Source organism: Desulfobulbus oligotrophicus (assembly GCF_016446285.1).
GTDB classification, from domain to species: Bacteria; Desulfobacterota; Desulfobulbia; order Desulfobulbales; family Desulfobulbaceae; genus Desulfobulbus; species Desulfobulbus oligotrophicus.
Genome location: NZ_CP054140.1, coordinates 1,123,917 through 1,149,299, shown reverse-complemented (window position 1 = coordinate 1,149,299; position 25,383 = coordinate 1,123,917). Strand labels below are relative to the sequence as shown.

The window sequence follows — 25,383 nt, the reverse complement described above, 5'->3', positions numbered from 1 at the left end:
GGGATTGACGATTAAGGCTGCAGGATGAAAGCGCCCTGACTGTCCACCTTGTACACCCGATACACCTCGCCTACACGATCACCCTTGTCGTTGAACGAGATCGTACCGGTCAGGCCCGGGAAATCCTTGAGCGACTGCTTCAGGTAGGCGGAGATCTTGGCAGGATCGGTCGAGTCAGTACCCTTGATGGCCTCAATGATCACCCTGAAACCGTCTCCGGCAAGGACAGGATAGATGGATTTGGGTGCGTTGCCAAATTTCTTCTCAAAGGAGGCAACAAAAGAACGAGCGGCAGGAGTATCCAGATCTTTTGGCAATGGCGGCGTAAGAAACAAGAATCCTTCCGCAGCGGCAGTACCAGCAATCTTGACCAGCTCAGGATTGTTGACCGCATCACCACCCATAAAGGGAACTCCCCAGCCCATCTCTTTTTTCTGACGTAGTAACAGACCGGCTTCAGGATAATAACCGGTGAAGAAGACAAAGTCGGGATCTGCCGCCTTCATCTTGGTCAGTATGGTGTTGTAATCACGCTCACCGGGGGTGAGAGCTTCAAAGAAGACAACCGGGATATTTTCGTTCTTAAGATTAGCCTGCGTCTCTTCGGCCAGTCCCTTGGCATACGAGGTACTGTCATGGATGATGGCCACCTTCTTGTGCCCGAGTTGACGGATAGTGGCGGTAGCTACCTTGCCCTGTTCATCGTCTCGCGGACAGGTACGAAAGAAGTTGGCAAGACCTTTTTCAGATAACCGGATAGCAGTGGAACCGTTGGCCACCTGAATAACACCGGCCTCATCGTAAATATTTTGCGTGGCCTCGGTGATGGCCGAACCATAGGTTCCAATCACTGCGATGATACCCTGTGTAGCAAGCCGGTTGGCAGCAAGGGAGGCTTGGCGGGGGTCACCGGCATCATCCTCGTTGAGAATTTCAACTTTCTTGCCGTTCACTCCGCCCTGCTGATTCAACTCTTCAGCCAGCAGACCGACAACCTGTTTCATCTCCTGGCCTTCACCGGCCCAGGCACCGGTTAGTGGACCCATGAGACCGATTTTGACAGTATCTGCGGCTTGAGAACCGGTCACCAGTACAAAAAACAGGCCTGTAACAAGATACAACAGTCTTTTCATCTTCTTCTCCTTCGTTGTAAAAAGCATGAGAGACAACCGACGATGCCATTTTTAAACAGGAATTGGTATCAGTAAAGCCATTGGAAGTCAACCATTAAGCCGGCCAGATAACGGCGTTACACCTGGGTAGAACACGATTCAGCAAGCCTGGGGTAAATAAAAACTCTGCAAAACCTACTGTCCGCCGGCCACCTGTTTTCTTGCTAAAAACGCATGGTATTCCGCCACGGTCGGTAATCTGCCCAACAGGGCACTGATTGCGGTCACCTCGGCTGACCCGAGAAACACCCGGGCACCGTCACCGAGTCGATTGTCAAAATTACGGGTTGAGGTGGACATCACCACAGCTCCGGGCTGAACCCGGGCCTGATTGCCCATGCACAGACTGCAACCGGGAATCTCGACACGCCCGCCTATCTGTGCAAAAACGCTCAGCCCGCCTTCGTTGCGGATCACATCCCGATCCATACGGGTTGCCGGAGCGATCCACAGACGACTTTGTGCATAGGGTTCATCCTTCAATAAATGCGCCGCAACACGCAGATGACCAAGGTGCGTCATGCACGAACCGATAAAGGCCTCATCAATGGCAGTGCCTGCCACCGAACTCAGCGGACGGATGTCGTCCGGATCGTTTGGGCAGGCCAGAAGGGGTTCAACCACCGTATTCAGATCAATATCAAGAACTGCCTTGTACCGGGCCTTCTCATCTCTGCACAAAAGAGATGGGGCAGCCAGCCATGCCTCCAGGGCGGCAATCCGTCGTACCAGCGCCTCCCTGTCCTGATAGCCCTCATCGATCAACTGCAGCAGCAGGCCGATGTTGTCCCTGATATTGCTTTCCACCCTGGATAACGACAAGGCTACAGTACAGGCTGCCGCACTGCGTTCTGCAGAGGCGTCACTCAGCTCAAAAGCCTCTTCAACACTGAAATCTTCAATGCCCTCGATCTCCAGAATGACCCCGGCAAAGATATTTTTCTTCTCTTTTTTGGCCACCGTCAACAGTCCCTTCTGCAGGGCTGTGTACGGAATGGCATTGACCATGTCCCGAACTGTAATGCCCGGCCGGCGTTGCCCGTGAAAACGAACCAGCACTGACGGCGGCATTTCCAGGGGCATGAATCCCAGAGCCGCGGCAAAGGCCACAAGCCCGGATCCTGCCGGAAATGAGATCCCCAGGGGAAAACGGGTGTGAGAATCGCCCCCGGTGCCAACCGTATCCGGAATCAGCATCCGGTTTAACCAGGAGTGGATAACACCGTCTCCGGGACGCAGGGCAAGACCGCCGCACTTGATGGTGGTTTCAGCCATACTGTCCCAGCGACCGAGATCCGAAGTCTTGGGATAGGCGGCTGTATGGCAGAAGGACTGCATGAACAGATCGGTTTTGAAACGGAGGCAGGCCAACTCTTCGATCTCCTGCATCGTCATGGGGCCGGTGGTGTCCTGAGAACCCACCGTGGTTATCTGCGGCTGACAAACCGTACCGGGCAGCACTCCCGGCAGACCGCATGCACGCCCCACCATTTTCTGGGCAAGGGTATAGGCCTGATCTTCTGCAGGCTCCGGATTCACAACCTCCTTGAAGACCGACGGATAAGGCCGCTGCAGTGCTTCGCAGGCCATGCGGGTAAGGTTACGGCCGATAATCAGGTTGAGTCGGCCACCGGCACGGTACTCATCAAGCAGAGTGACCGGTGGTTCGTCCATGCGGACTGATCGACCATTCTGGTCTGTCAACGTCCACTGCCGAAGATTGAGCGTGCATTCCTCACCGGTTTGCAGGTCGGTCACATCGCAGGCAATTGCCAGCACACCGGCATCGCGTGCAGTGGCGTAAAAAATAGGGGCAATGGTGGAACCGAGCACAATACCGCCGCGTCGTTTGTTGGGCACATGGTGAATATCCGTGCCCAGATGCCAGCTCACCGAGTTAATTGCCGACTTGCGGGACGATCCGGTTCCGACCACATCACCGGCAAAGGCAACGGTTTTGCCGTTCTGCCGAAACTGCGCAATGGTCCCGATCCCCTCGGGGAAACGGGTAACACCGAAAAAAGTGGCATGCAGTGGAATATCCGCACGGGATTGAGCCTGGTTACCGGGAGAAAAGTCATCGGTATTGATCTCGCCCTCCACCTTATAGACTGTACAGTGCAGCTGCTCCGGCAGGGGTGCACTTTGGGTGAACCATTCAGCCGCAGCCCAGGACTCGAGCACCTCCCTGGCAGCGGCGTTCTCCCTGGCCAGGGCAGCCACCTCATCAAAGGCCTCATAGATCTTGGTCACCTTCTTGAGCGCCTGAGCCGCAGACGCGGCCAGCTCCGGCTTCTGCAGAAGGCGGATCAGTGCGGCAACATTGTAACCACCGCCCATGTGCCCCAGCATGGCAATCGCCGATTCAGCCGACAGGCCTGGTACACTGACCGTACCCAGCGCCACCTGTTCCAACCATCCGGCCTTAACTGCCGCTGCTTTACCGACCCCCGGCTCCACCCGATCGGCCAGCAGATCAAGCAGCAACTCCGATTTATCATGTCCCTGTGTCAACAGGGCAATGAGATCTTCTGTCTGCTCTGCACTGAGCGGCAGGGGTGGTATTCCGAGAAGGGCCCGATCCGCAACATCTTTTTGATACTGTTCCAACATGCTTTCTTCCAACCTCACTCCCTGCAAGAATTACAACGCACACTCTTTGCTTTGGCTTATCGCTGCCGGACCCATCAACCGGCCGGATATTGAGCAATCCACCATCGTCCTACTGCGACTCCGTTGTCATCCGACTGAATCGCTCCCAGAAATCTGGAAACGATTTCGCAACGCACTGTTCATTACTGATGATCACTCCGGGAACACGAAGACCGGCAACGGCAAAGCTCATGGCAATCCGGTGATCATCATAGGTCTCGATGGTTGCACCGTGCAGGTTGTCGCCCCTCTGTCTTCCATGGATGATCATCCGCGCCGGTTCTTCTTCCACCTCAGCCCCCATCTTGCGCAACTCCGTTACCACGGCGGAGAGACGATCGCACTCCTTGATACGCAGATGAGCAATGTTGTGGATGATCGTGGTGCCTTGCGCAAAGGCAGCCACAACCGCCAAGGTCGGTGCCACGTCGGGGATATCGCCCATATCCACTTCAATCCCTTCCAGCACCTCCGGGCCAGTGATGGTTATGCCGGCATCGGTCTGGTCGATCCAGCATCCCATGCGAGCCAGGTAGGCCAGAAGTTTCGTGTCTCCCTGCATGGATGGGATTGGCACATTGGCCACGGTCACCCTGCCCCCGGTGATTGCCGCAGCCGCCCAGAAGTACGACGCCCCTGAGGCATCGCCCTCAATGGCGTACGTCCGTGCCTGATACCTCCCCTGGGGGATACGGAAAGCATTAAAGCCGGGGGCAGCCTCCACCCGAATACCGAAATCCGCCATAACCGCCAGGGTCATGGCGACATACGGTTTCGAGAAGATCTCGCCACGCACTTCCAGTGTTGCCGGTATGGCCGCATACGGCGCAACTAACAGCAGCGACGACAGGTACTGACTTGATTCGCCTTCCGGCAGGACGGTGTGACCACCGGCCAGACCTCGCCCGATGATGGTCAAAGGCGGACAACCGGTGCCATTATCACTCACAACATCAACCTGCCAGCCGCGCAGGGCTTCGATCAGAGGAAGAATCGGCCGCTGCGCCATACGTTCGTTACCGGTGATGTGAAAACAACCATGACCGAGAGCCGCAACCGAGGTGAGAAAACGGGTGGCAGTTCCATTGTTGCCTAAAAAAATAGCACTGTCGGGTTCGTTGATCCTGCCTCCGTTGCCGTGAATCTGCCAGCACACCGGGTCACTGTCGTCACAGCTGACTCCCATGGCCCGCAGGGCCTGAATGGTAAAAGAGGTATCTTCACTGGCCAGCGGCCCGTGCAGCCGGGAAGAACCATCGGCTAAAGCTGCTGCAATCAAGGCACGTTGGGTCAGGCTTTTTGAGCCGGGAACAGTCACCACAGCATTGAGGGTATGAACAGGTGTTATTGTGATCATTGATAGGTCAAACAGGTATTAAGACGTTTTTCTTGCCGTCAAAGCCTTGATCAGGGCCTGCCGCATAACCGTATGCGGAGCCCTGTGACCGGTCCACAGTATAAATTGCTCTGCTCCCTGATAATGGAGCATCTGCAGGCCGTCAACAGTCTGACACCCTCTGGCCCGTGCTTCACGAAGTAAACGGGTTTCCAGCGGTGCATAGACAATATCCATCACAACAGCAAAACGAGATAACAGCTCCGGGTCTATGGGAATCTCCTGATCATGCGGTGTCATGCCGACCGAAGTCGTATTGATAAGGATATCGGCCTGAATGGCAGGCAAGGCGTCCATCGGGACAAAGGTCCCGCCCAGTTGTGCTGCCAGGGTCTGCGCCTTTTCGGCGGTCCGGTTCGAGATCAGGATTTTGGCTCCGGCCTCAATCAGCCCAAACCCCACAGCCCGCGCCGCCCCCCCCGCACCCAGGATGAGAACAGTACGTCCAGCGATCTGTATGACTTCCGCAAGCGCACGGTTGGAACCAAGCCAGTCTGTATTCACGCCTCTGCACACCGGTGTTGCAGCCTCTGTACGGGTAAAGATCAGCGTGTTGACAGCACCGATTTGCAGAGCCACAGGGTCGATCTCGTCGAGGTGCTCCATGACAGCCACTTTAAACGGGACAGTAACGGAAACACCGATAAACCCCAGGCTGCGAAGTCCGCGAAAACCGTCAGCCAGATTATCCGGGCGCATGGGAATATAGACACCGTTCAGCCCCAGATGCCTCAAGGCGGCATTATGCATCACCGGGCTCAGTGAATGTTCAACCGGATCACCGATGATACCAAAAAGTTGTGTCTGACCGTCGATCTTCATGCTGCCTGTAAAAAAGATGTCAAAAGATGCATATCCTGGGCTGTGATCTGTCCCGGTGCTGTCGCCTGTTCCGGAGAAGGGGCTACATAGGTCATATATCCACCCAGATAGACAGAGGCAAAACGACTGATGGCACCAATTGCACCCATGCAAAAGGCACTGAGCGGAAAACCGGCAGCCCTGGCCTCGTGCTGGAGGTCGAGCACTCGCAGAGTATCCAGGGGTGTGACAGCTGTGGTCACGATTTTACCGATGTCGGCACCACTGGTGATCATCTGCTGTAAGATGATCGACAGCTGTTCGCCTGACGGCGTCCCCTGAAAATCATGATGGGAGATGACCACCTGCGTCCCGGTTTTTTTCGCCTTTGCACAGAGAGCCGCTCGCCATTGTAAAGCGGTTTGCAGTTCAATATCCACATAGCCGACCCCGAGCTCCATGGCCTGATTAAGCCGGGCAATCCGGTCTTCTTCTTTCCCTGCAAACAGTCCGCCCTCCCAGGTCGGCCGATTGGTCACCAAAACGGGTTTCCCCAGATCAACAATACCGTCTGCCGTCAAAGGGGTCCGCAGACCATCCATCCGGATCTCAATCACATCAATCAAGTCCGATAGTGGGGCCACCATCGGAGATATGGCGGTGACCTCTGTGACCAGCACGGAGACACAGATCAGTCCACGAGTACTCCTGGTCATACTTCAGCCCGGAAAGTTCCGATGATGGAGCGGACCGACGACTCATCCTGTTCTTCGAGGTACCGCTGGATACCGGCCAGGATCTGGCAGGCTGCCGATGGGTTGTAAAAGTTGGCTGTTCCCACCTGAACAGCAGTAGCACCGGCCAGAAGAAATTCAACGGCATCCTCAGCAGTCCCGATACCACCGATACCGATCACCGGAATTGTGACAGCTGAGGCCGCCTGCCATACCATGCGCAGAGCAACAGGTTTGATGGCCGGGCCGGAGAGCCCGCCGACGATGTTGCCGAGTTTTGATTTTCTGGTTCTGGCATCAATAGCCATACCGATCAGGGTATTGATCAGGGAGAGAGCATCGGCGCCGCTATCCGCCACAACCTTGGCCATGGTGGTAATATCCGTCACATTCGGTGACAACTTGACGATAACCGGCAGATCTGTGGATTTTCGTACTGCCATGGTGACAGCCGCAGCCATTTCCGGCACTGTACCGAATGCCACACCGCCTTTTTTGACATTGGGGCACGAGATGTTCACCTCTAAAGCGTCAACTCCGGCAACAGCAGACAGCCGGGCAGCAAGTTCGGCATACTCTTCAATGGAATCGCCAAGAATGTTCACGATAACCCGGCATCCACATGTACGGAGAAAGGGCATCTTTTCACTGATGAATCGTTCGACCCCGACATTTTCCAGACCAATGGCGTTCAACATGCCGCACGGCGTTTCAACCACGCGCGGTGGCGGGTTTCCCGACCGGGGAGCAATGGAAATACCCTTCACCACCACACCACCGAGCTGATGAAGCGGCACCAGGGAGGCAAACTCTTCGGCATAGCCAAACGTTCCGGACGCCGTCATAACCGGATTGGCTAAAACAAGCGGCCCGAGCGAAACCGACATTTCCGGGGTGCTGCTCATCTGTTCCATGCGACCTCCTCGGCATTGAGCACCGGTCCCTGGCGGCAGATATGGAGATAGCCGTTCTCCACCCCGTGCACGGTACATCCAAGACATGCTCCCAGGCCACAGGCCATATGGGCTTCCAGAGAGACCTGACAGGGAACACGGGCAGCCTGACAGAGCAGCGCTGTCGTGGCCATCATCGGCTTCGGGCCGCAGGCATAGCATCTTTTCATGGCAGACAGCCGGCGAGGCAGCAGATCTGTGACCAGACCATGGTAGCCGGCACTGCCGTCATCAGTGGCAATCTCAACCTCACAGCCACACTCTATAAAATCAGCCGTCAACCGGTACAGCTCAGCAGCGGTGCGTGAACCAAGGAGCACAGTGCATGCCCGCCGAGTCATTCGGAGCTGTTCGGCGAGAAACAGCAGCGGAGCGATGCCGATACCACCTCCGATCAGACAAACTGGATCCGCGGCATCAACTGTAAAACCCCGGCCCAGCGGACCGATCAGATTGAGCACATCGCCGGGTTTTTTGGCGGCAAGGAGTTCAGTCCCCTGTCCCACCACCCGAAAAAGGAGTTGAATGCGATCAGGATCGCAGCGACGGTGTACAGAAAACGGGCGGCGCAGAAGCGGATTGAGACCTGGGCTGCATGCCACCATCACAAACTGGCCCGGATGAGAGGCAGGGGCTATCTGTGGCGCTGCCAGCGTCAACCGGTAAAAAGTATCCGCCAGCTGCTCAACAGCCACAACTGTACAATTTTCCTGGAACTCGGACATAGAAGACGATACAACAAAATAGGCAGAGATTAATCTGGGTCGTTTTACTCAACAGGAAGGAATTATTCCATGGACATCGTTTGGTTTGCGCTCGCAGCGGTCATCGGAGCAGTCGTCGGTTCTTTTCTCAATGTCGTCATCCTGCGACTGCCTCAGGAAGGTGCGTCAATCGCCTTCCCGGCCTCTCACTGCCCACAATGTATGCATACACTGGCCTGGTATGAAAACATCCCGGTTATAAGTTATCTGTTTCTGTGCGGCCGCTGCCGAACATGTCGGCTGCCTATCTCGAAACAGTACCCGCTGGTCGAAATAGCCATGGCAACCCTGGCGGTTCTGGTGCTCCGTCAATTTGGATTGAGTGTGGAGCTGGGCTACTACGTCGTCTTTTGTGCTGCTCTGCTGGTTATCATATTTATTGATATCCATCACCAAATAATTCCAGATACAATCAGTCTGCCCGGGATTCTGCTTGGTTTTTTCGGATCCTTCTTCATCCAGACCATTACCTGGCAACAGTCCGGTCTTGGTATTCTGTGCGGTTGCGGTTCTCTTTATCTGGTGGCCGCCTACCATGCGAGCCTGACGAACAGGGAGGGAATGGGAGGGGGCGACCTCAAGTTGCTGGCAATGATCGGCGCCTTCCTTGGCTGGCAGTGTCTCCCTTATGTGCTATTTGCCAGTTCGGTTTTTGGCAGCATTGTCGGCCTGATCGCCATGCGCCGGCAAAAAAAGGGCGGGCAGACCAGAATCCCCTTTGGGCCGTTTCTTGCCTTAGGCGCCCTCTCCTACCTTTTTCTCGAAGAGCATATTCACCGTTTATGGCAGCTCTACCTCAGTGCAGCAGGTCTGTGATACAACCAATAAAAAAAACCCCGACCGAAGTCGGGGTTTTTTGTCGTTTGCAGCCTGGACTTTAGGCTTCAACCTCGTGTTCCACTCCCAGTGCGACCTTATAAAGCACGGTAAGGATAAAAAATCCCGTTGCCCAAACACCGGCAGTAACAAAAATTTCGTTGATATTTGGATAATATTCTACGATTTCATGAACCGGGGTCGGCAAGAATCCGGCCAGTACAAACCCGATTCCCTTGTCCAACCAAAAGGCGATGAATATTGAGGCACAACCAATACCAAGCCATAGATCGTTTTTTCTTCTGGTATACGGATGAGTGATCAGACCAATACCGACCAGGAACAGAATTACAAATCCCCACATAAACGGAACAAGGTTGTTGTAGACATGCCCGTGATGCTCCAGACCGAAGAACAGATACTGCAGAGAGTGCTTATGTCCCGGAATATCTGAATAATACCCGACAAAAAACTCCATACCGAGGAAAAACATGTTGGTAATGGCAGCATAGGTGATAATGGTCACCATTTTGTCGATCGCCTCTTTCCCCGCGTCAAAGTTGGCTACCCGCTTCAGGATGAGCGCCATCACAACGATCAGGGCAGGACCGGCTGCAAAAGCAGAGGCGAGAAACCTGGGGGCTATGATTGCAGACAGCCAGAAATGCCGACCGGGCAAACCGCAGTACAGCATGGCTGTAACCGTGTGAATGGATATGGCGAAGGGAATCGACAGGTAGACAAAGAAATAGATCCACTTGGGCGGGGCGACCTGTTTGCGCTCCGCCGTCAGGATGACCCAGCCGCACAGCGCATTTAAGATCAGGTATCCCCACAGAACACACATATCCCAAAACAACATGGAGTGTGGGGTCGGGTGCAGGATAACGTTCAACGCACGAAGCGGTTGTCCAAGATCCGCCATAATAAACATCATACACATCAGCAGTGCCGCGATAGCGAGGAATTCACCTAAGATGGTAATACGTCCAAAGGCCTTGAAGTTATGAATATAGTAGGGGAGCACCAGCATGACACCTCCGGCGGCCACGCCGACCAGGAAGGTGAATTGGGCAATATATATTCCCCAGGAAACATCCCGGGTCATACCGGTAAGACTAAGTCCGAAAAAATACTGACGAAGATAGCTGACAACCCCTACAGCTATAAAAAAGCCGAGAAAGGCCAACCACATCCAGTAATACTTATTTCCTTTTAGTGCTTTTTCAAACATGGGGCCCTCACACGATATAAAAGACTGAAGGTATGGTTCCGAGAGAAGGGTTCCTTTGAATGGTCTGCTTTTCTTTCAGGATCTGTCTGATCTCGGAATGAGGATCTTTGAGATTACCGAACACCAAGGCCTTACTATCGCCAACTGCCTCAACACAGGCCGGTTGCAGGCCGGCTTGCACTCGTTCAACACAAAAATTACATTTCTCAACCACACCACGGGTACGAGCGGGATAGTCCCGGTTTATATTTTCAATATACGCCTGGGGATCACGCCAGTTAAAGCTCCGGCTGCCATAGGGACAGGCAGCCATACAGAATCGGCAGCCGATACACCGGTGGTAATCCATACCTACAATTCCGTCCTCATATCGATAAGTGGCCTTTGTCGGACAGACACGGACACACGGAGGATTATCACAGTGGTTGCACAGAATGGGCAACTGATGTGTCTGGTTCGCCTCATCCTGATACAGGTTTGGCGATTCAACAAACGCGTTTTCGAAATTCGTCATCCAAATCCACTTAATCTCATCTCGTTTTTCCGGAAACTTCGGAACATTGTGGATCTGATGACAGGCATTGACCGCCTTTTCACCCAAGCTTGGATCCTGATGGAACTTTTTGATATCGATAACCAGGCCGTAGCGGATGGTTTCGGAAGTTTTGCGCTCCACCCCGGAGCCTGCTGTTGCTGCAGCATGAGCCTCATCGACACCGGCAACCAGTCTGTTAACAATCGTCGTCCCCCCAAGACCGGCCAGAGTTGAGATACCGGCTACCTTGAGGAAGTTTCTTCTGTTTGTATCCATTTGTTTATCTTCTCCTTAGCCGTTATTCTACAGGAGCCAAGTGGCAGTTCCAGCAATAAGGATTAACCGACGTGTAGTCATGACACCTGTCACAAAAGCGCACCTTGCTTGTATGGCACTTCATACAGGTCAGCATCAGGCTCTTCTGATACTGCTTGCCATCAATTTCAAAAGTACCTCGGTCGCCGTCGCGTAACACCTCATCACGCCAGACGTTGAGGAGCTTCATGTGCTCAGCCCTGATTTCAGCTGCCGGCAACACGCAGGTCGTTGCATCCTTCGGCAGTTCAAGTTCCGGTACCGCCCCAGCAGAGCCACGGTTGTACCAGACGGGTATGGTGACGAACAGGACAAAAATAAGCAGTCCCGCGATTATTTTACCGCTATCATACATCGCTCTTCCTCCCTTCCTCGCTGGTCATTAAACCATGGTCCTGAGCCCTTCGGTCAGGTCTTGACGTTGTTCACCTTCGATCACCAATGCGTTACCGACCAGCTCACTTAAGCCGGCGACCTGAACTTCAGGTACCCAGTAATCCATAAGCGTGGTCAAGGTCGCCCGATCAATAGCACAGACACACCCCAAGGTGTTAACGTTGTGTTTTTCCTGGACATACCTGACTGCATTTGCCCGCGGCAACCCGGATCGCATACGAAGTTCCATAATTTCATCGGTATTGAGCGCGGTCCCTGATCCACAGCAAAACGTTTGCTCACGGATGGTATTTTCCGGCATTTCGTACCATTTCTCGACGACATGATCGAGTATATAGCGCGGCTCATCCAGCAGCCCCATTGCCCTGGCAGGGTTACACGAATCGTGGAAGGTGGCCGTGACATGCGCGTTACGGCTCTTATCAAGGGTAATCTTGTTATGCTTGATAAGATCGGCAGTGAACTCTGAAATATGGATCATCTTCGTAGACGCGGCATTATCAAATACCGTTCCCGTAATCGGCGAACGCGGAACCTCCAGAAAATCAGCCGGCCCGTTCATGGTATCCATATACTGGTGAAGAACACGCCACATATGGCCACATTCACCACCCAGAATCCATCGTACTCCCAGTCGTTTTGCTTCTGCATACATCTTACCGTTGAGTTTCTTCATCACCTCGTTGGAGGTAAAAAGGCCGAAGTTCCCTCCTTCAGATGCATAGGTCGACCAGGTATAGTCCAGGCCGATGGCCTCAAACAGCAGCAAGTAGCCCATGCAGGTAAAAATTCCAGGTTCCGCAAAAACATCCGCCGACGGGGTGATAAACAGAATCTCGGCACCCTTGCGGTTAAAACTCGGATTAACCGTGATACCGGTCAAGCTCTCAATGTCTTCACACAAAAACTCCACATTTCCTTTAAATGCCTGTGGAGTGAGGCCCATATGGTTACCGGTACGGTTCGAGTTGGCCACCGGCTCCATACACCAGTTAATCCCGATACCGACCAGGTGCAGCAGCTCACGAAGCATCATGGTAATTTCAGCGGTATCGATGCCGTAGGGGCAAAACACTGAACACCGCCGGCACTCAGTGCACTGATAGGCATACATAAACCATTCTTTGAGGACACCGACGGTCATCTCCCGCCCACCGGCCAGTCTGCCAAGAATTTTACCGGCACGGGTGAATTCCTGCCGGTACACCGATCGCAGAAGTTCGGCACGTAAAACCGGCATGTTTTTCGGATCACCGGTGCCGAGGAAAAAGTGGCACTTATCGGAACATGCTCCGCAGCGAACACAACAATCCATAAAAATTTTCAGGGAACGGAAACGATCAAGCCGGTCGGCAAGCCCCTGAATGATAATTTCCTTCCAATTCTCCGGTAGCTTCCAATCGTCGTCCTCAGGGTTCCACTCGCGTGCATTCGGCAAACTGATGCCTTTTTGGCTGTCAAGGTACCGCAATATCTCCGGTTTCGTTGTATAGGCGTAATTCCCGGGCTTAAAAACAACGGGAACATCCATCCAGTCTTTCGTCGGGATGGAGCCTGTCATCAACGAAGGTCCCTCAGCAACACTTCGCGCTAACTTATCTACCTTTACCACTGCCATTGCTCTGTCCTTTATATGCTAAATTATCCAGCGTTAGTCGTTGGCCTTAGGCGGTAACTCTTTTTCAACAGGGATACCCTGTTCCACCATATCCTCACGGAATTCATCCTCATACGCAGCATAGGAGTGCGGCTTGATATCCGGGTTCCATGGGTTGATGTGACGCTTCATCCGCGAATTATTGGCCAGGTTTCGGGTTGGGCTGAGAAAAACACCGCCCATATGCATGAGCTTGCTGAAAGGAAAGTAGACAAGCAGAGTGCATACTAAGAAGAGATGGACATAAAACAGGGAACTGATCTCAGTGACAATAGTCGGAGAAAAGGTGACCAAGCCAAAAGCCAGTTGCTTAATGGCATTGATATCCACATTGGTCCGGATAAAAAATCGCATCAGGATACCGGTGATAACGATCCCCAAAATTAAAAACAGAGGAAAATAGTCGTTGGCAAGCGAGATGTAACGAACCTGGCGGTTCGTGAAACGACGGATCAGCAGGTACAGCAAGGCCAGCACAATGGTGATATCGGTTATGTACATGACCGGCGCCCCTATCTCCAAAAGAGAATCACCGAGTTCCAGAAACGCAACCACCCCGGGAACCGGATCAAGGAAAAGACGCATATGACGGATGACTATGACCAGAAAACTGTAGTGGAACATGATACCAAACAACCACAGCCATTTACTGGATTCATACGTCAACTTGGGTCCGGCATACACACTGGCTTTGGTATTGCGCCAAAGCGAGCGAAAGAACACGACCTCCAAAAACATTCTGGCCACTACCTGAGCGGCAGTCGTTGGGGCCTCAAGCTTGTTCTGCTTGATCCAAGGCAGCGAATATCCCTGACCGCAGGTGGTGGGAATTCGAAAAGGAACAGGCGATTTCCCCCATTGGATGACCCGGTAGCAAACCCCGCCTAAGAAGATCGCCATGGCCAGATAAGGGATGACAACACCAAAAAGGTATTGCATGCCCGGTATCTGCACCAGAACCAGTGCAATCAATACCAAAGCAATTACTGCCGCTAAAGGGAAGGCGTACTTCATCGATCACTCCTTCACATGCATGTTAAATGTAACTTGCACTCAAGTTACGATAAGAGCCGGACATCCGCTTCAATCACCTGACATGAAGCTGTCCGACACGTCCTTGCTCATTTTATGACAGCGGTCTCACTGTCTTCCAAATTCCGCCGTAACAGGGCAGAGGGGCACCCGGCATCGGTGAGCAGAGCTCTCCCGCTTTTCAGTTCCTGAATACGGTTACGATATAACTGCTCCCGGCATTCGCTGTAGATGTCAAATGCTGTCAGAGCCATGCGATCTATTTCACAATCCAGTGTATCCAGCGAAAAAGAGATGTCCTTGACTCGCCTGTCACCGGCAAGCACCTGCCGGACGATCCATTTCAGTTCAAGAAAGGGGGCCACTGCCTGTGCAGGGGTAAAATCCTGGACCGCACGAATCCGTACGACCTGGTCCACAGGCTTAATAAAGGCTTGAGGCTCGGCCGATGTGAACAGCAAATCAAGCAGCGTGGTCAATCCAGCAGTAATGCTGCTGCCCACCGGGTTCGCGAACGGGTCTTTGGCTGTCTTGAAAAACCCGGGGGACAGGTAGCTGTCGAGGGTCCGGTCAATCCAACACTTCAAAATTTCTTGTTTTTTGTTGGTCAACGCCTCCAACAACTGCATCACCACATCCTGTTCCTAAAATTGTTAAACCAAGAAAATCAAGCTTCTACTGGTTCAATATAGCGATAAACCCATTACCATAAAAATGAATGGCGATTCATACACCGAAATGCTCTAGCATGATTGCCGATTTGTTTCAAGATAAAAATCATGGTGTGCTGCCGGTTCTCAGCAGCGATTCCCTGAGGATGTGCACCGCGACCTGTATGTACGGATCGGAGTTCACCTGATCTTCTATTTTCTTCGTGCCATGGTCGCTGGTTTCATCTTCCGGATCTTCCTGCAAAAGACCGACGGCTTTGGCTTCATTGCGGGTAGCCTTGGCCACTTGCCGGTCCTTCCACATACTGTCCACAAAAACGCCTGCCCTGGTCTGCTGAGCACGAACCTTTGCCTTTGATGTCTCTTCCCTGATCGTCTTAAAGGCCGGGCTCGCGCCTACCCATTGGTTCCCCAGCTGACGGGACTGCTCTTTGCCAAGACGCTCCCCTTGCCAGCGAAAATATTGCACGCGGCTGACCTGATCCCAGGGAAGAGAATAGTCGAGATATCGCTCACCGGTTTCCAGGTAATCGAATATCGAAGGCAGTACCAGATCCGACTCAACGCCCTTATACTGGGTTGAATGACCATTAATGCGGTAAAATTTCTGGATGGTCAATTTCAAAGCCCCCAGATCGTCATACTTCTGGAGATGGAACAGCGGCAGATTTTTATTCAGATCCAGCATCGCCTGGACCGTTCCCTTACCGTGGGTATGTTCACCGCCGATGATGAAGGCCCTGCCGTAATCCTGAAGAGCACCGGCAAGAATCTCCGAGGCTGAAGCACTGAACTGATTGACCAGAACGATCAATGGACCACCGTACAACATGGACGGATCTTCGTCTTCCAGGACCCGAATAACCCCCTGAGCGTCTTTGACCTGCACAACAGGGCCACCGGGCAGAAACAATCCGGAAACCTGAACCGCATCTGTCAGTGCACCGCCGCCGTTATTACGTAAATCAAGAACAAGTCCCTCTATTTTCTGCCGTTTCAGGGAAATCAGCTCCGCGGCGGTATCATCACTGACATTCCGACTCTCCTGACCGTTGATCTGAGCAGAAAAATCACGGTAAAAGCTGGGAATCCGCAAATAGCCGATGGCTGTCTTTCCCTGCCGCACCACCGTGGACTTGACATAGGTTTCCTCAATACGCACCACATCACGGACAATGGAAACAGTCCGCCTCGTGCCGTCGGGCTTGAGCACACTCAGACGCACCTCAGTACCCTTAGGGCCCCGGATAAGGCTGACCGCCTCACGAATCCGCATCTCTGAGATATCAATTAACGCCCCGTTTTTTTCGGCCACCGCTAAAATCGTATCCTCAGCCTGCAGCTGACCCTGTTTTTCCGCAGCACTGCCGGGAATAATCCGGGCGACCTTAATCAATCCCTCGTCCTCTCTGAGCAGGGCTCCAATACCTTCCAGGGAGCCGCTCATCTGGATATCAAAGTCTTCCTTGGACGTGGGAGCCATATAATCAGTATGCGGATCATATGCCCTGGCAACTGTGTCAAAGTATCGGTCGTAATGATCCTGTCGGGACTGGTGAGCCAGCCGGTTGAGTGAACGATGTGTCGACTCACGGACCTTGTTCACTGCCTCCTTGAGCAGGGCCGGGTGGTTCTGGGGGTCAACGTTCGTCAACAGATCCGGCTGCTGTTTGCCTTTTGTCTCAAGAAGTTCAAAAAACGATTCCAACACCTGCATCTTCAACATGAGACGCCAGCGACTCTGCAGCTGTTCAGCATTTTCTGCAAACTCAAGCTTCTTGGCATCAAGTTCAAGATACTCCTGCTGATTAAAATCAAAACCTTGCTCAAGGAGCGGGTTGATCATGCCCTCCACTTGATGAATCCGATCGTTGAGCAGAGTCATCCCCGCATCCGGCAAGACAATTCTGCCGCTGTTGAGTTCATCATCAATATAGCCGGCAAAAGCTTTCAACTGTCGGGCATCTGATTCCAAAAGGAATCGTTTCCGCGGATCAAGCTGGCGCAGATAGAGGTCAAAAGCTCTTTGCGACAGATTGTCGTCCAAAGGAGCATGACTAAAATGTTGCGCCGGCAATTGCTGACTGAGCATCAGGGCAATCAGCTGGTTTCGATCAGCGTTAAACTCTTCGGGAACCGACTTTTTCGCCAACCCTTCTGTTGTCAGGAACAACAGGATGACCAGAAAAGCAGCCGCAGCTGACTGAAATCGTCGGCAGAAAACCAGAATGTGTAATTGCGATATCATGCAGGAGTTACCTAAAACCTAAACGCAGAAAAAATCCCGATAAAAAAGGAGTTCAAAAGGGACTGACAACCTTATCCGCACTGATCATTGCATGCATAATCTCATACATGTTGGAGATGTGCCCTACCTTGATGGCGGACTTCAGTTTGAAAAAATCCAGACAGGTGCCACAGACGAAGATTTCGACCCCCTGCTCCTGCAGATGCAGCAGGGCGTCCAGTGCCCCTGAAGAGACTGTCACCAGCTTAACGCCGCTGTTGTACAGAAGTATCTTTTTCGGCAATGGCTGAACATCCTGAATAGTCTGGATATAGGTCTGCAGCAGAGCCCAGCCCAACTCCTCACTTCCCCGCCCCATGGAATCAGAAGCTATTACATACACCACTTCAGAAGAAGTTGGTATGGCGCACTGATAATCACTGGTGTCCAATTCGAGATCAACCGGCTCCCCGGTTGCTGTTATGCTAATGGTATGCCGACCGTCCGGTCCATCGCTGCCCGTTGCTGCATACCCATGACTGCGGGCGAAACGAAAAATATTTTCTTTTGACGCAACGTTATCGACCGTGACTTCAATATGGCTCGCCCCCAGGGCAAGGGCATCTTTAACACGAAGAACGGGTTTCGGGCAGGCAAGACCGGTGCAATCAAGAGTGATCCGGGACATGTACACCTCCAGAAGGGGTGTTGAATTGAGTTGGAAGAACAGGTATTAAATGACAATTTCTTGCCCCTCACGGGCAAAAAACACCTGCATCGGTGCGGTAAGAGCCGGATCACAGTAGGTCAACGCCATTGCATCAAGTTGATCATCGGTGCGCACCGGATCATGGTGGAAAAGGGCCAGCTGTTTCACACCTGCCCGCCGGGCGGCGGCAACAGCATCCTCAATGGGGGTATGTCCCCAGCCGACCTTGTTTTGTTCGTATTCGGCCCTGGTGTACTGGGCATCATGGACCAGCAGGTCTGCACCCTGAAAAAACCGTTCCAGCACCTGGTTCTGTTCCCTGGCAACCTCTTCCCCTTCCTGCGCCATCAACTCGTCATAGTCCGGATGATCGGGATCAGTGATGAAAAGGTTTCGATATGGTTCCGTGTCATAGGCTGTACAAAACACGGAGTTACGAAAACTGAAACGGTAACCGAGGGTTAAAATCGGGTGGTTAATAATAGTCGTCGACAGGGTAATACCGTCGCCCAGATCAATCAACGGTTCTTCTTTCAACCGATGATACTCAATACTGCTGGCCAATTCGCCCATATTGACAGGGAAATACCGATACTTCATCTGCCCGCCCACGACGACTTCCAGCGGATCATCCTCATAGGTCACCGGACCAAACACCCTGATACGGGTACTGGGAATATACATCGGCACAAAAAAGGGAAATCCCATGATATGATCCCAGTGGGTGTGTGACAGATAGATCTCGGTTACAATCGGGCCTTTCGGCAGGTCGTTTGCCAGCATGTAGTCAGCCAGCTCCCGGATGCCGGAGCCCGCATCAATGATGACCTGTCGGTTGACTTCCGGAAAACGAAGCTCAATACAGGCGGTATTGCCACCGTATTTCATGGTTTTCGGACCAGGGCACGGAATCGAGCCACGTACTCCCCAAAACTTTACCTTGATCATGCGCCTATCCTTGTTATCACAGAAGACAGTCCATCAGACCTGCAAGAAAATTTCTGCCCTTTTAATCTCCGCATCCACATCGGCCGATAAACGGACCATGTCTGACCACTGCAAACCGCACAGATCCAGCAGCCCATTGAGCTGGTCGATATCGGGGTAGCGGTTACCGGCAAAACCGATATCAAACAGACAGACATAAAAATCAGCTAAAGCAACGGTTGCCACGAGTGTCCGGCACGTCGGGTCCGCCAGCTCGGGGGCATGATGATGGCAAATGGCCGAGCTGATCACATCGTTAAGCTTCCACTTGGCAGCGATCATTGCACCGATCTCTTCATGGTTGATTTTCAAACACTGTTTTTCAACCTCTATCAGCGGCTTTTTTTCTTCGGCTGCCTGCACGAGCACGTCGGAATACTCATCACCAAACGGAATCTTTCCCAGGTCGTGCAACAAGCCGGCAACAAAATACTCTTCACGTTCAGCCAATGAAAGGCCGCGTTCAGTGGCCAGCAGTTTTGCCATGACACCAACAGCAATGGAATGTGCCCAGAACTTCTTGATAGGCAGGGCCTTGGACTTTTTCACCTGGCCGACAGTGCGGATGACGGCAGTGGAAAGCGCCAGATTTTTAACGGTATTCAATCCGAGCATGATGATGGCCCTCGTCAATGAGGTAACCTTGTTCATCAGCGAATAGTATGCCGAATTAATCAGCTTGAGCACTTGCCCGGTTAAAACCGGGTCAAGTGAAATAACCTTGTTAAGATCATTGGGCGAGGTATCAGCGCGGCTGCAAATTTCAAGCACCTTACTGACCGTTGTCGACAGGCTTGGCATCTTGTCGACAACCAGGCGAAGATTTTCCAGTTCAGTCTTATGTTGGTCCATGGAAACGCCGCAAAAAAGTACAGGAGTGGTATCGGCAGTAGAGTAGTCGGCTTATCATAAATGAAGGATGGGGCGAGGTCAAGCGAACGGTTCGGTTTCCGCTGAGCTTTAACAGCCGTGTTCTTTAAGAAAATGACGAACCAACTCTTCCATGATCTCGAGTTGCGTCTGACCGGTTTCATTGATACGTATCCAAACGCATCGTTGAAAAGCCCGGTACAGGTCCGGCGGCACCTGCAACCGTAACTCGATCAGTTGCGGTGATGATGGCCTAGCTGTTTTTGAGCCGGGCATGGTATGCTACCATATCCTGATAGCGAAGACCTGTACCGCCGAAGATGTCGAGGGCCGAACCGACGGTGAAATCGACATTACCACGACCGCTGAGACGGATTCGTTCTACATCTGCAAAAGAGGCAACACCTCCGGCATAGGTTGTGGGGATTGGAGCCGAGTCAGCCAACAACTCAAGGAGCCGGGTGTCAATCCCCATACACTTCCCCTCAACATCAACGGCATGGATTAAAAACTCGTCGCAGAAATCAGCCAACCGGGACAACGCCTCTGCGCTGATCCGTAACTGTGTGAACTGTTGCCATCGATCGGTCACCACATAGTAACCGTCGTGCCGCCATCGGCAGCTGAGGTCTAAGACCAGCCGTTTTTTACCGACCAGACGGATCAGATGATCGAGACGTTGCCGATTCAGCCGGCCATCGTGAAAGACATGGGAGGTGACGATAAGATGGGATGCCCCTTGCTCCAGCCAGTACACAGCGTTATCAGCGGTGATACCGCCACCAACCTGCATACCGCCGGGCCAGGCGGCAAGCGCATCACGAGCGGCCTCCTCATTCCCGCTGCCGAGCATGATGACATGGCCACCGTGAAGATTATCCCGCCGGTACAACGCAGCGTAATGAGAAGGCGCTAAATCTGAGGAGAAGTTGGTACACAGGGTGGCAGAGTTGTCGGTAAGGGAAGAACCGACAATCTGCTTCACCTTGCCGTCATGGAGGTCGATGCAAGGACGAAAACGCATGCTGCAAATCCAGTCTACCGGGCCCGACTCTGATGGGCCCTTGAAAAACCGTCCTATACTTCCTTAACCATCATCGTGGTTGGATCAAGACGCAATCCCTTGCCGCCTGTTACCTGTTCGCCGTAGTTGCGGATGATGTCGAGCTGAATAGTGGCATCACGCTCCGGCTTAAGCAAAATGATCATATCAAAAAGATCATCAAGTTCATGGCAGGGAGCCGGTACGCCGGTGGGCGACACCCTGGGATCACTGCGATGGCAGACAGCGGAAAACCAGGCTTGCGTATCCATATTCTCCATGAGAACTCTGAAATCTTCCAATGTTTCCCGGTCAGTCTTTTCAAAATCAAACCCATCGATAATTATACAGTCCGGTCGGAAAATATCCTGGAGGATGAGGTCATTTAATCGCTCCTCTAATCGGGGACGGGTAAAGGCAGCAATTTTGAAGGTCATGATCATCCGATGGCGCGCCACTGTATCAATGAGTTCGTGCGGCTGCGTCACACTGTGTTCCTGCAGTATGGATTGAAGGATATCATCGTACCATTTTTTGGTCTTCTCAATGGTTTCACCAATACTGACATGAACGACACGCTTACCCCGCAAAATGGCATCAAGGGCGATCTGAACCAGCAGGGCAGTTTTGCCCAAACCAGCTCTCGCCATGACGAGACCCAATTGATTGCTCTCTCTGCCCACATTAAGGATTCGCAGAGGGTTCTGTTGTGCCAGCGGTTCATATCCCATAATTACACCTCATTTGATTCAACTCTTATAGCTCTTCCATCAGTATTACAGGGAGGGATGAGCGGATCAGGCTTCCTTTTTCTGAGCACTGTACGCTTTGATCAGCTCTTCAGCCACACTTTTAGGCACTTGTTTATACGTGGCAAATTCCATCGTAAACTCTGCCTTCCCCTGAGTCAATGAACGAAGGGTAGTGGAATAGCCAAACATCTCAGCCAGCGGCATTTCGGCCTCAACCACGGTATAGTTCCCCTCTTCAAAGGTACCGATGATCATGCCGCGACGCTGGTTGAGACTGCCCATAACCGCACCCTGAAACTCGGAAGGACCTTCCACTGCCACCTTCATGATCGGCTCCATGATCACCGGTGCAGCCTTGGCATAGCCTGATTTAAACCCGCCGACGGCAGCCTGTTGAAAAGCCATGTCAGAAGAGTCGACAGCATGGTAGGAACCGTCGTTGATGGTCACGCGGATACCGGTGATCGGAGCACCAATCAAAGTGCCTTTTACCAGCGACTTCTGAAACCCCTTATCACAGGACGGGATGTATTCACGGGGGATAACACCACCGACAATCTGATCAACAAACTCGTACTCCCCTTCTTCCATCGGCTCAACGAAACCGGCCACTCTGCCGTACTGTCCGGCCCCGCCTGTCTGCTTCTTGTGGGTATAATCAAACTCAGCCCGATGCGTGATGGTTTCCCGATACGCAACCTGTGGTGCACCGACCTCAACTTCAGCCTTGTACTCTCGCTTCATCCGTTCGATATAGATTTCGAGGTGCAACTCCCCCATACCGGAGACAATCGTCTCGTTCGTTTCGTGATCAACGTAGGTCTTGAACGTTGGATCCTCCTTTGTAAAACGATTAAGCGCCTTGGACATATTAATCTGGGCCTTGTTGTCCACCGGTTTGATTGCCAGCGAGATAACCGGTGCCGGAACGTGCATTGAACTCATCGACCAGTTGTGCCCCGGGCTGCAAAACGTATCGCCGGACGCGCAATCAACACCGAACAGGGCAACGATATCGCCGGAACCGGCGCCTTCAATCTCCTCCATCTCCTCAGCGTGCATCCGTACCAGACGACCGACCTTGGTTTTTTTGCCGGTACGACTGTTGATGATTGTATCTCCTTTTTGGATCATACCCTGAAAGGTTCGTATATAGGTCAACTGCCCGTAACGTCCGTCTTCCAGCTTGAAGGCAAGGGCGACCAGCGGATCAGCCGGATTATTGCTGACCACCACCTCTTTTTCGTCATGGTCCAGATCCACCGCAGTGTTCTCAACATCAGTCGGACACGGAAGATAGCCATTGACCGCGTCAAGAAGCAGTTGCACTCCTTTATTTTTGTACGCTGACCCGATCAAAACCGGGGTCAGCTCCAAACTGATGGTACCGCGGCGGATAGCGTCATGAATCATCTGCTCCGGGATGTCATCTTCAGACAGTATGGCCTCCATCAATTCATCGGAAAACATTGAAACCGCATCCAGCAGCTCTTCGCGCTTGGCCCTTGCCGCCTCTGCCAGATCAGCCGGAATGTCGTCATAACGCACTGCATTGCCCTGGTTCCCGTCAAAATACACGGCTTTCATACTGACCAGATCGACCATTCCCTGCAGATCGCTTTCCAGGCCAATGGGAATCTGCACCATCACGGCATTGAGATCGAGTTTCTCGCGCAGCTGCTGTGTAACACGGTATGGATTAGCTCCAGTCCGATCACATTTATTGATAAATGCAATGCGCGGCACCTTGTACCGGCTCATCTGTCGATTGACGGTGATCGACTGTGACTGAACACCACCCACTGAACAGAGTATCAGGACCGCACCATCCAGCACGCGTAGGGCGCGCTCAACTTCAATGGTAAAATCCACGTGACCAGGCGTATCAATGATATTGATATCACAGTCTTTCCAGGAACAGAAGGTGGCACCGGACTGGATTGTGATACCGCGCTCTCTCTCAAGCTCCATAGAATCCATGGTGGCACCGACCCCATCTTTTCCTCGAACCTCATGGATGGTATGAATACGTTGAGTAAAGAACAAAATTCGTTCAGTCAGGGTGGTTTTACCTGAATCAATATGGGCACTGATACCGATATTTCGTACTTTCTGTAAATCCTTTTTCATAACGTGTTCCTCGGTGTCCACCTGTGGTCAGCTTGTTGCACAGCCTCTTGCATTGTGGCGGACCATATTCTTATACTGACAAATAAAAAAGGAGTTACAGCCGGTTCTGCAACTCCATGTTGAATACATGTTGAAGTGGTGCTGACCAAAGAAGAAAATTTCGGGGAAGAACAGACGATTTTAAAAACCATCGCCTTGGATTTAACTCCACACTTCTACAAAGAGTATGCTCCACTACCTCACAGCACACTTTTCAAATAAAAAATTTCTTTTAATGGTTAAAGAGCCGACAGTCAATACTTTTTTTAAATCTGCCGTGTCTGATTTTTTTTTATGCGCTCTCGTCTCATCGAAAACGAATTGTGCAGATCACGGCTGTAAGCTTTTGACATACTGCCTAAATCGCCGCACAAAGCAGATTTTTTGCAAAAGATCTTGCCAACAGAACATGAAAACAGCCATCCACAACAGGATGTTCTGTAAAAATCACGTTCAGACGATAAAAGTCGCTGGAAACGAAACAGGAAGGTGGACAGCCGATGAGCAGCGGTGGCTGCAGGCGGGGCATGCTGTTGTCAGGAGAGAAGATCTGACAACTCTTCCGGAGTCAGAAGAGCGCTGGGTTGTTGCCGGCGTCGGTCTTCACTCTGACGACGGTCGATATTTTTTCTTCGATCCACGCCGAGTCGAGGACGAAAAAAAGAATGGAGCCAGCATTTAAAACCGGACATACGTCCGCCCGGCGTTAAGCGAACATCTTGCCTCCGCTCGCCCCCCCGCCGGCGATCCTGCAGCTGCCGGCGATCCGAGGAACGGGAACGTCGCTCAACGATGACTTGCGGATCTGCATCGATTTTTTTATCAGGTGCCGCCTGCTCAGTCATAGTACTACCGATCATCGGTCTGTTCGTTGGCCAGGCCCACTTCAGCTCCCTATCAAAATGGTATGAACAGTCAGGATCATCCTGACAGTCTCCCGGTCTCAAGCCAGCCGGATTACAAACACTCCCTGTGGTCGGTGCTGAGAAATTACCCGGAGTGCTTTCAGGATCTGTACCTGTAACCAGCACGTATCCGGCCAACCGTACCAATTGACCACACATGAATATACAGTGATTAAAGTGATCCGGCTTGCAAAAAAAACTGCCCTGCACTGGCCGCAGCAGATGGCGAGACGGCTTACTTTCCTTTTCCAGGGCTTTTTACATGTACCCCCGGCTTTTTTCCAAAAAAAAAAGGCCGGCTTGAACAAGCCAACCCTTATCACTGGTCGGGGCGGGGCGATTTGAACGCCCGACCTCCTGCTCCCAAGGCAGGCACGCTAACCAGACTGCGCTACGCCCCGACTGGACTATTTTCATAGCCGGAAGAAAAATTATCTACACTATCCGGTGCCTGCGTGCAAGCTTTTTTAAAAGTATACAAAACAGGGTACACCAGTGCTATCCTCACCTTTCCCGATTATCCGATCACATTCGACTGGCACTTCCCCCCCAGACCTTTTACAGTGCTCGCACATTTTCCCTGAAATAATCAAC

Annotated in this window: 23 protein-coding genes and 1 tRNA gene; 1 reads left to right on the top strand and 23 read right to left on the bottom strand. The window is 52.4% G+C overall.

The genetic code is table 11. From position 1 onward, the window contains the following. Positions 1-11 precede the first annotated feature (11 nt). The 7 genes from HP555_RS05185 to HP555_RS05155 form a co-directional block, all read right to left on the bottom strand. Entirely contained in the window at positions 12-1,133 is a 1,122-nt protein-coding gene (locus tag HP555_RS05185; protein ID WP_199264120.1) for a branched-chain amino acid ABC transporter substrate-binding protein, read from the bottom strand. A gap of 174 nt (positions 1,134-1,307) precedes the next feature. Next, positions 1,308-3,785, bottom strand: a complete 2,478-nt coding sequence (locus HP555_RS05180; protein WP_199264119.1) for a bifunctional aconitate hydratase 2/2-methylisocitrate dehydratase — start codon at positions 3,783-3,785, stop codon at positions 1,308-1,310. A 109-nt stretch (positions 3,786-3,894) separates the two neighbouring features. Beyond that, entirely contained in the window at positions 3,895-5,181 is a 1,287-nt protein-coding gene (gene aroA, locus HP555_RS05175; RefSeq protein ID WP_199264118.1) for a 3-phosphoshikimate 1-carboxyvinyltransferase, read from the bottom strand. Positions 5,182-5,199: 18 nt separating this feature from the next. After that, positions 5,200-6,042, bottom strand: a complete 843-nt coding sequence (locus HP555_RS05170) for a shikimate dehydrogenase (RefSeq protein WP_199264117.1) — start codon at positions 6,040-6,042, stop codon at positions 5,200-5,202. Continuing rightward, positions 6,039-6,737 carry a type I 3-dehydroquinate dehydratase gene (gene aroD, locus HP555_RS05165; RefSeq protein WP_199264116.1) on the bottom strand — a complete coding sequence of 233 codons (699 nt, stop codon included), beginning with the start codon at positions 6,735-6,737 and terminating at the stop codon, positions 6,039-6,041. Before aroD ends, HP555_RS05170 begins: the two co-directional genes overlap by 4 nt. Continuing rightward, positions 6,734-7,669 carry a dihydroorotate dehydrogenase gene (locus HP555_RS05160; protein ID WP_199264115.1) on the bottom strand — a complete coding sequence of 312 codons (936 nt, stop codon included), beginning with the start codon at positions 7,667-7,669 and terminating at the stop codon, positions 6,734-6,736. The genes aroD and HP555_RS05160 overlap by 4 nt, the downstream gene beginning before the upstream one ends. After that, entirely contained in the window at positions 7,657-8,403 is a 747-nt protein-coding gene (locus HP555_RS05155) for a dihydroorotate dehydrogenase electron transfer subunit (RefSeq protein WP_233249249.1), read from the bottom strand. Before HP555_RS05155 ends, HP555_RS05160 begins: the two co-directional genes overlap by 13 nt. A 99-nt stretch (positions 8,404-8,502) precedes the next feature. Here HP555_RS05155 and HP555_RS05150 point away from each other — a divergent pair, with 99 nt between their 5' ends. After that, entirely contained in the window at positions 8,503-9,288 is a 786-nt protein-coding gene (locus HP555_RS05150; RefSeq protein ID WP_199264113.1) for a prepilin peptidase, read from the top strand. 61 nt (positions 9,289-9,349) lie between these two features. Here HP555_RS05150 and dsrP read toward each other — a convergent pair whose 3' ends face one another. The 16 genes from dsrP to HP555_RS05070 all read right to left on the bottom strand — a co-directional run bounded on the left by dsrP (position 9,350) and on the right by HP555_RS05070 (position 25,190). Continuing rightward, complete coding sequence (dsrP, locus tag HP555_RS05145) at positions 9,350-10,522, bottom strand: sulfate reduction electron transfer complex DsrMKJOP subunit DsrP (protein WP_199264112.1); 1,173 nt, start codon at positions 10,520-10,522, stop codon at positions 9,350-9,352. Positions 10,523-10,529: 7 nt separating this feature from the next. Then, complete coding sequence (gene dsrO / locus HP555_RS05140; protein ID WP_199264111.1) at positions 10,530-11,333, bottom strand: sulfate reduction electron transfer complex DsrMKJOP subunit DsrO; 804 nt, start codon at positions 11,331-11,333, stop codon at positions 10,530-10,532. A gap of 22 nt (positions 11,334-11,355) precedes the next feature. Beyond that, positions 11,356-11,727 carry a sulfate reduction electron transfer complex DsrMKJOP subunit DsrJ gene (gene dsrJ, locus HP555_RS05135; RefSeq protein WP_199264110.1) on the bottom strand — a complete coding sequence of 124 codons (372 nt, stop codon included), beginning with the start codon at positions 11,725-11,727 and terminating at the stop codon, positions 11,356-11,358. Positions 11,728-11,754: 27 nt separating this feature from the next. Beyond that, entirely contained in the window at positions 11,755-13,386 is a 1,632-nt protein-coding gene (dsrK, locus tag HP555_RS05130; RefSeq protein WP_269846859.1) for a sulfate reduction electron transfer complex DsrMKJOP subunit DsrK, read from the bottom strand. Between the two features lie 33 nt (positions 13,387-13,419). After that, positions 13,420-14,439: a sulfate reduction electron transfer complex DsrMKJOP subunit DsrM gene (gene dsrM / locus HP555_RS05125; RefSeq protein WP_199264109.1), complete on the bottom strand. Its 1,020-nt coding sequence runs from the start codon at positions 14,437-14,439 to the stop codon at positions 13,420-13,422. 107 nt (positions 14,440-14,546) lie between these two features. Next, on the bottom strand, positions 14,547-15,086 hold the full coding sequence (locus HP555_RS05120; protein WP_199264108.1) for an RsbRD N-terminal domain-containing protein: 540 nt from the start codon (positions 15,084-15,086) through the stop codon (positions 14,547-14,549). Positions 15,087-15,234: 148 nt separating this feature from the next. After that, entirely contained in the window at positions 15,235-17,376 is a 2,142-nt protein-coding gene (locus HP555_RS05115) for a carboxy terminal-processing peptidase (protein WP_199264107.1), read from the bottom strand. A gap of 52 nt (positions 17,377-17,428) precedes the next feature. Next, positions 17,429-18,043, bottom strand: coding sequence for a sulfurtransferase-like selenium metabolism protein YedF (gene yedF, locus HP555_RS05110; RefSeq protein WP_199264106.1), 615 nt, complete (start codon positions 18,041-18,043; stop codon positions 17,429-17,431). Between the two features lie 45 nt (positions 18,044-18,088). Beyond that, positions 18,089-19,012, bottom strand: a complete 924-nt coding sequence (locus tag HP555_RS05105; protein WP_199264105.1) for an MBL fold metallo-hydrolase — start codon at positions 19,010-19,012, stop codon at positions 18,089-18,091. A 33-nt stretch (positions 19,013-19,045) separates the two neighbouring features. Further along, on the bottom strand, positions 19,046-19,903 hold the full coding sequence (locus tag HP555_RS05100; protein ID WP_199264104.1) for an HDOD domain-containing protein: 858 nt from the start codon (positions 19,901-19,903) through the stop codon (positions 19,046-19,048). 108 nt (positions 19,904-20,011) lie between these two features. Beyond that, positions 20,012-20,197 (bottom strand): hypothetical protein, encoded by a 186-nt coding sequence (locus tag HP555_RS05095; RefSeq protein WP_199264103.1) that lies wholly within the window; start codon positions 20,195-20,197, stop codon positions 20,012-20,014. Further along, positions 20,175-20,945, bottom strand: coding sequence for a phosphoribosylformimino-5-aminoimidazole carboxamide ribotide isomerase (hisA, locus tag HP555_RS05090; RefSeq protein WP_199264102.1), 771 nt, complete (start codon positions 20,943-20,945; stop codon positions 20,175-20,177). The genes HP555_RS05095 and hisA overlap by 23 nt, the downstream gene beginning before the upstream one ends. A gap of 53 nt (positions 20,946-20,998) precedes the next feature. Beyond that, entirely contained in the window at positions 20,999-21,694 is a 696-nt protein-coding gene (locus HP555_RS05085; protein ID WP_199264101.1) for a hypothetical protein, read from the bottom strand. 66 nt (positions 21,695-21,760) lie between these two features. Continuing rightward, positions 21,761-23,845, bottom strand: coding sequence for an elongation factor G (gene fusA / locus HP555_RS05080; RefSeq protein WP_199264100.1), 2,085 nt, complete (start codon positions 23,843-23,845; stop codon positions 21,761-21,763). Between the two features lie 575 nt (positions 23,846-24,420). After that, positions 24,421-24,744 (bottom strand): hypothetical protein, encoded by a 324-nt coding sequence (locus tag HP555_RS05075; RefSeq protein WP_199264099.1) that lies wholly within the window; start codon positions 24,742-24,744, stop codon positions 24,421-24,423. A 368-nt stretch (positions 24,745-25,112) separates the two neighbouring features. Next, positions 25,113-25,190: transfer RNA gene (locus HP555_RS05070), tRNA-Pro, on the bottom strand. Positions 25,191-25,383: the final 193 nt, after the last annotated feature.

Bases quoted from the DNA above. Each gene is read 5' to 3' on its own strand.
- HP555_RS05150 (WP_199264113.1), top strand. From the start codon at position 8,503: ATGGACATCGTTTGGTTTGCGCTCGCAGCGGTCATCGGAGCAGTCGTC.
- HP555_RS05115 (WP_199264107.1), bottom strand. From the start codon at position 17,376: ATGATATCGCAATTACACATTCTGGTTTTCTGCCGACGATTTCAGTCA.
- HP555_RS05160 (WP_199264115.1), bottom strand. From the start codon at position 7,669: ATGGAACAGATGAGCAGCACCCCGGAAATGTCGGTTTCGCTCGGGCCG.
- HP555_RS05185 (WP_199264120.1), bottom strand. From the start codon at position 1,133: ATGAAAAGACTGTTGTATCTTGTTACAGGCCTGTTTTTTGTACTGGTG.
- dsrO (WP_199264111.1), bottom strand. From the start codon at position 11,333: ATGGATACAAACAGAAGAAACTTCCTCAAGGTAGCCGGTATCTCAACT.
- dsrP (WP_199264112.1), bottom strand. From the start codon at position 10,522: ATGTTTGAAAAAGCACTAAAAGGAAATAAGTATTACTGGATGTGGTTG.
- yedF (WP_199264106.1), bottom strand. From the start codon at position 18,043: ATGTCCCGGATCACTCTTGATTGCACCGGTCTTGCCTGCCCGAAACCC.
- fusA (WP_199264100.1), bottom strand. From the start codon at position 23,845: ATGAAAAAGGATTTACAGAAAGTACGAAATATCGGTATCAGTGCCCAT.
- dsrJ (WP_199264110.1), bottom strand. From the start codon at position 11,727: ATGTATGATAGCGGTAAAATAATCGCGGGACTGCTTATTTTTGTCCTG.
- HP555_RS05095 (WP_199264103.1), bottom strand. From the start codon at position 20,197: ATGCCCGGCTCAAAAACAGCTAGGCCATCATCACCGCAACTGATCGAG.
- HP555_RS05085 (WP_199264101.1), bottom strand. From the start codon at position 21,694: ATGGGATATGAACCGCTGGCACAACAGAACCCTCTGCGAATCCTTAAT.
- HP555_RS05075 (WP_199264099.1), bottom strand. From the start codon at position 24,744: ATGATCGGTAGTACTATGACTGAGCAGGCGGCACCTGATAAAAAAATC.
- aroA (WP_199264118.1), bottom strand. From the start codon at position 5,181: ATGATCACAATAACACCTGTTCATACCCTCAATGCTGTGGTGACTGTT.
- HP555_RS05170 (WP_199264117.1), bottom strand. From the start codon at position 6,042: ATGAAGATCGACGGTCAGACACAACTTTTTGGTATCATCGGTGATCCG.
- hisA (WP_199264102.1), bottom strand. From the start codon at position 20,945: ATGCGTTTTCGTCCTTGCATCGACCTCCATGACGGCAAGGTGAAGCAG.
- HP555_RS05105 (WP_199264105.1), bottom strand. From the start codon at position 19,012: ATGATCAAGGTAAAGTTTTGGGGAGTACGTGGCTCGATTCCGTGCCCT.
- HP555_RS05100 (WP_199264104.1), bottom strand. From the start codon at position 19,903: ATGGACCAACATAAGACTGAACTGGAAAATCTTCGCCTGGTTGTCGAC.
- HP555_RS05180 (WP_199264119.1), bottom strand. From the start codon at position 3,785: ATGTTGGAACAGTATCAAAAAGATGTTGCGGATCGGGCCCTTCTCGGA.
- HP555_RS05120 (WP_199264108.1), bottom strand. From the start codon at position 15,086: ATGCAGTTGTTGGAGGCGTTGACCAACAAAAAACAAGAAATTTTGAAG.
- dsrM (WP_199264109.1), bottom strand. From the start codon at position 14,439: ATGAAGTACGCCTTCCCTTTAGCGGCAGTAATTGCTTTGGTATTGATT.
- dsrK (WP_269846859.1), bottom strand. From the start codon at position 13,386: ATGGCAGTGGTAAAGGTAGATAAGTTAGCGCGAAGTGTTGCTGAGGGA.
- aroD (WP_199264116.1), bottom strand. From the start codon at position 6,737: ATGACCAGGAGTACTCGTGGACTGATCTGTGTCTCCGTGCTGGTCACA.